At 69.4% G+C, this 6963-nt stretch carries 7 protein-coding genes; 1 reads left to right on the top strand and 6 read right to left on the bottom strand.

What is annotated here, in order from left to right; genetic code table 11:
• Positions 1–1243: MFS transporter (locus tag ACWF94_RS22460; protein ID WP_453491157.1), on the bottom strand; the 1243-nt coding region annotated here is incomplete at its 3' end.
• Between the two features lie 222 nt (positions 1244–1465).
• Between ACWF94_RS22460 and ACWF94_RS22465 the strand changes: the two genes are divergently transcribed.
• On the top strand, positions 1466–2608 hold the full coding sequence (locus ACWF94_RS22465; protein WP_453491160.1) for a LacI family DNA-binding transcriptional regulator: 1143 nt from the start codon (positions 1466–1468) through the stop codon (positions 2606–2608).
• Between the two features lie 123 nt (positions 2609–2731).
• Here ACWF94_RS22465 and prcA read toward each other — a convergent pair whose 3' ends face one another.
• The 5 genes from prcA to dop form a co-directional block, all read right to left on the bottom strand.
• Positions 2732–3604: a proteasome subunit alpha gene (gene prcA / locus ACWF94_RS22470; RefSeq protein WP_453491163.1), complete on the bottom strand. Its 873-nt coding sequence runs from the start codon at positions 3602–3604 to the stop codon at positions 2732–2734.
• 64 nt (positions 3605–3668) lie between these two features.
• Positions 3669–4514 (bottom strand): proteasome subunit beta, encoded by an 846-nt coding sequence (prcB, locus tag ACWF94_RS22475; RefSeq protein WP_453491166.1) that lies wholly within the window; start codon positions 4512–4514, stop codon positions 3669–3671.
• Entirely contained in the window at positions 4466–4978 is a 513-nt protein-coding gene (locus tag ACWF94_RS22480; protein WP_453491169.1) for an endonuclease VII domain-containing protein, read from the bottom strand. Before ACWF94_RS22480 ends, prcB begins: the two co-directional genes overlap by 49 nt.
• A gap of 87 nt (positions 4979–5065) precedes the next feature.
• Positions 5066–5284, bottom strand: coding sequence for a ubiquitin-like protein Pup (locus ACWF94_RS22485; RefSeq protein WP_011027899.1), 219 nt, complete (start codon positions 5282–5284; stop codon positions 5066–5068).
• A 150-nt stretch (positions 5285–5434) separates the two neighbouring features.
• Positions 5435–6946 carry a depupylase/deamidase Dop gene (gene dop / locus ACWF94_RS22490; RefSeq protein WP_453491171.1) on the bottom strand — a complete coding sequence of 504 codons (1512 nt, stop codon included), beginning with the start codon at positions 6944–6946 and terminating at the stop codon, positions 5435–5437.
• Between the last annotated feature and the right edge of the window lie 17 nt (positions 6947–6963).

The raw sequence follows: 6963 nt of genomic DNA on the forward strand, positions 1-6963 counted from the left end.
AACCCGCGATGCCCTTGGTACGCCCGGGAACCGCGAGGACCCGCTGAGTGGCCATCAGGACCAGCAGCGCGGCGGTTCCCCCCGCCCCCGCGACCGCGAAGCCCCACGCCGTGGATCCCAGCTCCACCGCCGGACCCGCGACCGCGGTCCCCACGGCGGCCCCCACCCCGAAGGTCGTCACCAGCCAGGAGAACGCCTCCGTCACCGTGCCGCGCGGAGCGTGCCGGTCGACCACGATGAACGCGCACGCGATCGCGGGCGCGAGAAACACACCCGCGACCGCGGCCAGCGCCGTCATCGCGACCACACCGGGGGTCAGGACCAGCGGCAGATAGCCGAGCGCCAGCAGTGCGACGATCACCCGCAACCGCCGCTCGGGAGCACCCGCCCACTGGCGCGCGCCGTACCCCAGGCCCCCGACCAGGGCCCCGAAGCCCAGCGCGGCCATCAGCCACCCGTAGACCGCCTCCCCACCGTGATCATCGGCATACGAGACCCCGGCGACCGTGATGGAACCCATCGCCAGTCCCACGAAGAGGAACGCGGCCAGCAGGGCGAGCAGCCCGGGCGACCGCAGCGCGCCCAGCCAGTGCGCCTCACGGGGCGCGGACCGCCACGCCCGGGACGGCACGGAGACCACCACACTGAGCGCCCCGAACACCCCGATCACATTGATCACCAGCAGTGCGGCAGCCGCGGACCGGAACGAGACCAGCAGGGTGACCAGCAGCGGCCCCAGCGTGAACATGATCTCCTGGGCGACGGCATCCATGGCGTACGCCCGGTGCACCCGGTCCTGCCGCCCCAGTACCCCGGGCCACAGCGCCCGCAGGCCCCCTTCGAGAGGCGGGGTGAACAGCCCCGCGACGGCGACGGCCGCGTAGGCGAGGGGCAGCGAGCCGATCCCGGCGACGGCGAAGACCACCATGCCGGCGGCGGAGACGACGGCGGCGGGGAGCTGGATCCGGAGCTGGCCCCGCAGATCGACGGCCCGCCCGAGGAGCGGCTGGCCGACCGCGGTCGCGACGCCGTACACCGCCGCCAGCCCGCCGCCCAGCGTGTAGCTCCCGCCCTCCGCCCTGGTGAACAGCATGATCGCGACATGCGCGGTGGCGTTGGGCAGCCGCCCCACCAGCGTTCCGGCGAGCAGCCGTGCGGCATGCGGCGCCTTGAGGATGTCCGCGTACCCCGCGTACCCCGGATGTCCCGAGTGTCCGGCGTCGCTCGTCGCTCCCGCCCCCATGACCCGTCCCCCTTCCCCGGCCCGACCGAGGTGTTACGTATAACGTCAGGAGCCCATACGTACCATGGCCACAGTCCGCCGGTCCACAGCGCGCCCACCGCGGACTACGGTCCGGCCAGAGGCACGACGGCGCACCGACGAACCGGCGCCGCCGCGGCGACGGTCTGACAGGAGCGCGCCGGCGGCACGACAGCGGCGCGACAACCGCGAAGGACAGCGCCCGTGATCCAGACGTCTCCCGGCAGCGAAGGGCGGGGCCCCACCCGGTCCGCCGCCCGCGACCGGACGCCCCGCGCCGGGGCCCCCGCACCGGGCCAGGACCCGGCCGGCCCGGACCGGGGGCGACAGCCGGCCGGCGGCGGCGCACGCCCCACCAGCCGGGACGTCGCCCGGGCCGCGGGCGTGTCCCAGGCGACCGTCTCGCTCGTCCTGGGCGACAAATGGCGCGGCAGAGTCTCCCAGCGCACCGCCGACACCGTCCGCGACACCGCACGCGCCCTCGGCTACCGGCCCAACCTCGCCGCACGGAACCTGCGCCTCGGGCACACCCGGACCGCGCTCCTCGTGGTCCCGGCCCTCACCAACGAGTTCTTCGCCCGCGTCCACACCGGCGCGTCCGCCATCGCCGCCGACCATGGATTCGGCGTCGTCATCTATCCCTCACCCGAGGGCATCGGCCCCGCCAGGGACCCCTTCGCCTCCGCCCGCGCCGCCCTCGACGGCATCATCGCCTCCTCCATGGCCACCGACGCCCTCACCACCCTCCGCGGCACCGGCCTCCCCCTCGTCATGCTCGACAGCGATCCCACCGACCGCGCGGCGGCCGCCCATGTCAATCTCGACATCGCCGACGGCATCCGCCTGCTGACCGACCACCTGCTCGCCCTCGGCCACCGCCGCTTCCTCCACCTGGGCTCCGACATCCCCTCCTGGACCTTCGACGTACGCGCCCGGACACTCACCGCCGCACTCGGCGCCGTCCCGGGTGCCCGCCTCCGTACGGTCAGCGCCCCCTTCGACATCGACGCCGCGCGCGCCATGACCGAGCGGGCACTCACCCGGCCCGGACCGCGGCCCACCGCGATCGTCTGCGACGGTGACATCCTGGCCGCCGCCGCGTGCAAGGCCGTCCGGCGACTCGGGCTCCAGGTGCCCGGCGACATCTCCGTCACCGGCTTCGACGATCTCGCGCTCGCCACCGCGCTGGATCCCGAGCTGACCACCGTCCGGCTCCCCGCCGAGCAGGTCGGCGAACGCGGCATGACAGCCCTCCTCGCCGTACTGGAAGGCCGTACACCCGCCCGGGGGGAACTGCCCGTCACCCTCGTCGTCCGGGGCTCCACAGCCCCCGTCAAGGCCCCCTGAGCACGGATGGGCGACCGGTCCGCCGGAGCCCGCGCGCACAACCGTGCCCCGGACCGCGTCTGCGGCCCGGGGCACGGTCTTCGGCGGCGCCTGTCCAGCGCCTCTCGGCTACGCGGCCGGCGCCTACTCCTCGCGGTCGGTGGAGTCGGTGGACTCGGCGGCGTCGGTGGATTCCGTGGTGTCGGCGGACTCGGCGGCGTCTGCCGTTTTTCCGGTGCCTGCGGTGCTTCCGGCGTCATCCGCGTCCGCGGTGCCCTCGATGTCCGACGGCGCGTCCGTCGGAGCCGAAGCCGCCCCGTCCGCCTCCAGGAGCCGGGCCAGCTGCCGCCCCACGATCCGCTTGAACTTCCGCTTCTGCGGCCGGGTACGGTCCAGGACCGCCACCTCAAGCCGCTCCGCGGGGATCTCCCGGTCATTGCCGTTGGTCTGATTCGACAGAGCCTGTACGGCCAGCTTCAGCGCCTCGGCGAGCGACATCCCGTCCCGCTGCCGCTGATCGAGAAACGTACTGATCTGCTCGGCATTGCCACCGACCGCGACCGAACCGTGCTCGTCCACGATCGAGCCGTCATGCGGCAGCCGATAGATCTGATCGCCCTCCGACGTCGAACCGACCTCGGCGACGACCAGCTCCACCTCATACGGCTTCTCGGCCTGACTGGAGAAAATGGTGCCCAGCGTCTGGGCGTACACATTCGCCAGACCGCGCGCGGTCACATCGTCACGGTCATAGGTGTAACCGCGCAGATCCGCATACCGCACCCCGCCGATACGGAGATTCTCGTACTCGTTGTACTTGCCCGCCGCGGCGAAACCGATACGGTCATAGATCTCGCTGAACTTGTGCAGCGCGCGGGACGGATTCTCACCGACGAAAACAATGCCGTCGGCATACTGCAACACAACCAGGCTGCGACCACGGCCGATGCCCTTCCGGGCAAATTCCGCCCGGTCCTGCATGGCCTGTGCGGGCGAGACATAGAACGGCGTCGTCACCGGCTATCCGTCCCTTTCTGTCAGTGGTGTAAAGGCACCACCCGGCCGAAGCCGGGTCAACAAATCAGAGCAGCGCGGCGCGCGGACCGTCGGGCTGCTCCAGACGGCGCTCCAGGATCGAAGCGGCGATCGCGGAGGACTCGTCCCCGCCAAGCCTGCGGACACCCTCCTCGGTGATCACGGTGACGATCGGATAGATCCGCCGGGCCACATCCGGCCCGCCCGTCGCCGAATCGTCGTCCGCCGCGTCGTACAGCGCCTGAACCACCAGCGTGAGCGCCTGCTCCTCCGTCAGATCGTCCCGGTACAGCTTCTTCATCGCCCCACGGGCGAAGATCGAACCAGAGCCCGTGGACGCGAAACCCAGCTCCTCGGAACGGCCGCCCGTGACGTCGTACGAGAAGATCCGGCCCCGCTCCCGGTCGACGTCGTACCCCGCGAAGAGCGGAACCACCGCGAGCCCCTGCATCGCCATGCCCAGATTGCTCCGGATCATGGTCGAGAGCCGGTTCGCCTTGCCCTCCAGGGACAGCTGCGCCCCTTCGACCTTCTCGAAGTGCTCCAGCTCCAGCTGGAACAGCTTCACCATCTCCACCGCGAGCCCTGCCGTGCCGGCGATGCCCACGGCGGAGAACTCATCGGCCGGGAACACCTTCTCGATGTCCCGCTGCGCGATCATGTTCCCCATCGTGGCCCGCCGGTCACCGGCGAGCACCACCCCGCCGGGAAACGTCGTCGCCACGATGGTGGTGCCGTGCGGCGCCTCGATCACACCCTGCATGGGCGGGAGGACGCGCTTCCCCGGGAGGAGATCCGGGGAGTGGTCCCCCAGGAAGTCCATGAACGACGACGAGCCCGGCGTCAGGAAGGCAGCTGGTAGACGCCCGGTGCCACGAGTGTTGGCTTCCACGAGTTTCCTTCCAAGTAGGCGGCAGCCCGGCGGACGGTGTCGGGATCGTCTCCCAACTTGCCGATGGCCGAATTGCAGTTGAAGCACAGTACGCCACGGACCTTACCCGTCTCGTGGCAGTGATCCACATGGGCGGCGGGAGCCGCGAGACAGATACAGCAGATGCCCATCTGGGACGAGATCATCTCATCGCGGTCGGCCTCGGTGATGCCGTACTTGCGGCGGAAGTAGCTCTCGCGGTTCCGCGCCGCTCGGCACACCTTGCAGTAGCTTGCCCAGCCATCTCGTGATGTCTTGTTCCGCTCCCACTCGCTGTGCGGCTTTACCTCACAGCATTGCGGGCACCTCCTGTGACCGGCCGGCACAGCAACTCTGACTCGCACGCTGCGCCCTTTGGCCTCCTGGCGCTCCCGGTAGTACGCCGCAGCGCACTCCCGGCAGTACGCCTGAAGACCGTCGGGCATGGATCTATTGCTCGCAAAGGATTCGAACGGCAATGTCCGCCTGCATCGGGAGCACCGCCTCCCTTTTTGCAAATCGGACATAGCGCCCTATTCCCCACCTTTCTGAACAAATGACCTCACGAAGTCCTCGGCGTTCTCCTCTAGCACATCATCGATTTCGTCCAGTACGGAGTCCACGTCGTCCGACAGCTTTTCCTGTCGCTCCTTGAGGTCCTCCGAAGCCTGCGCGTCCTGCGCCTGCTCCTCGACCTCCTCCGTGGAACGCGTGGCCTTCTGCTGTCCGCCGCCGGTGTCCTTGGTCGCCATGTCCCTCACCCCGCTCGGTTTGCCCTGACGTGAGTTCGTTCCTGTCAAGATCAGACCCTACAAGCCGGGTCTGACATCGGCCCCGCACTTTCCTCAACGTCCGGGGACCATCCCGATGATTCCCGGAGATGATGCCCGAACCGGGATCTTTTAGCCTCCCGACAGCACCCGGACCAGGTCCTCAGCGGTCCGGCAGCGGTCGAGCAGTTCCTTGACGTGGTTGCGTGTGCCGCGCAGGGGCTCCAGGGTCGGGACCCGCTGGAGCGAGTCACGGCCCGGCAGATCGAAGATCACCGAGTCCCAGGAGGCCGCGGCCACGTCGTCCGCGTACTGCTCCAGGCAGCGGCCCCGGAAGTAGGCCCGGGTGTCCTCAGGCGGCTTCGTCCCGGCCCGCAGGACGTCCGGCTCGGCCAGGAGCCGCTTCATCTTCCCTCGGGCCGCCAGACGGTTGTAGAGCCCCTTGTCGGGCCTTACGTCCGCGTACTGGAGATCCACGAGATGCAGCCGGGCGGCGTCCCAGTCCAGGCCGTCGCGTCGGCGGTAGCCCTCCATCAGCTCCTTCTTGGCGATCCAGTCCAGCTCGCCCGACAGGCTCATCGGGTCGTTCTCCAGCCGGTTGAGCGTGTCCTCCCAGCGGATCAGGATGTCCTTGGTCTGCTCGTCGGCGTCCACGCCGAAACGTTCTTCGACGTACTTCCTGGCCAGCTCGAAGTACTCCATCTGGAGCTGTACGGCGGTGAGCGTCCGGCCGCTGCGCAGCGTGACGAGCTGTTGCAGGGAGGGGTCGTGGGACACCTGGTGCAGGGTGCGCACCGGCTGTTCGACGGCCAGGTCGACGGCGATGAAGCCGTCCTCGATCATGGAGAGGACGAGGGCGGTGGTGCCGAGCTTGAGATAGGTGGAGACCTCCGAGAGATTGGCGTCGCCGATGATCACATGGAGGCGGCGGTATTTCTCGGCATCGGAATGGGGCTCGTCACGGGTGTTGATGATGGGACGTTTAAGGGTGGTCTCCAGCCCGACCTCGACCTCGAAATAGTCGGCCCGCTGGCTGATCTGGAAGCCGTGTTCATGGCCGTCCTGGCCGATTCCGACGCGTCCCGCGCCGGTGACGACCTGCCGGGAGACGAAGAACGGGGTGAGGTGGCGCACGATGTCCGAGAAGGGGGTTTCCCGCTTCATCAGGTAGTTCTCATGGGTGCCGTAGGAGGCGCCCTTGTTGTCGGTGTTGTTCTTGTAGAGGTGGATGGGCTGGGCACCGGGGAGCTGGGCCGCCCGCTCGGCGGCCTCGGCCATGATCCGTTCGCCGGCCTTGTCCCAGAGGACGGCGTCACGGGGATTGGTCACCTCGGGCGAGCTGTACTCGGGGTGCGCGTGGTCGACGTAGAGCCTGGCTCCATTGGTGAGGATGACATTGGCGAGGCCGATGTCCTCGTCGGTGAGCTGGCTGGAGTCGGCGGCCTCCCGGGCGAGGTCGAAGCCGCGGGCGTCCCGCAGCGGGTTCTCCTCCTCGAAGTCCCAGCGGGCACGCCTGGCCCTGTGCATCGCCGCCGCGTAGGCGTTGACGATCTGGGACGAGGTGAGCATGGCATTGGCGTTCGGGTGGCCGGGGACGGAGATGCCGTACTCCGTCTCGATGCCCATTACTCGCCGTACGGTCATGCGGCCCTCCTTGCCCT

Source organism: Streptomyces sp. NPDC055078 (genome assembly GCF_053607985.1).

What these genes read in the sequence shown, in the direction of transcription:
- ACWF94_RS22480 (WP_453491169.1), bottom strand. Translation starts at nt 4,978, where the DNA reads ATGCCCGACGGTCTTCAGGCGTACTGCCGGGAGTGCGCTGCGGCGTAC.
- ACWF94_RS22485 (WP_011027899.1), bottom strand. Translation starts at nt 5,284, where the DNA reads ATGGCGACCAAGGACACCGGCGGCGGACAGCAGAAGGCCACGCGTTCC.
- dop (WP_453491171.1), bottom strand. Translation starts at nt 6,946, where the DNA reads ATGACCGTACGGCGAGTAATGGGCATCGAGACGGAGTACGGCATCTCC.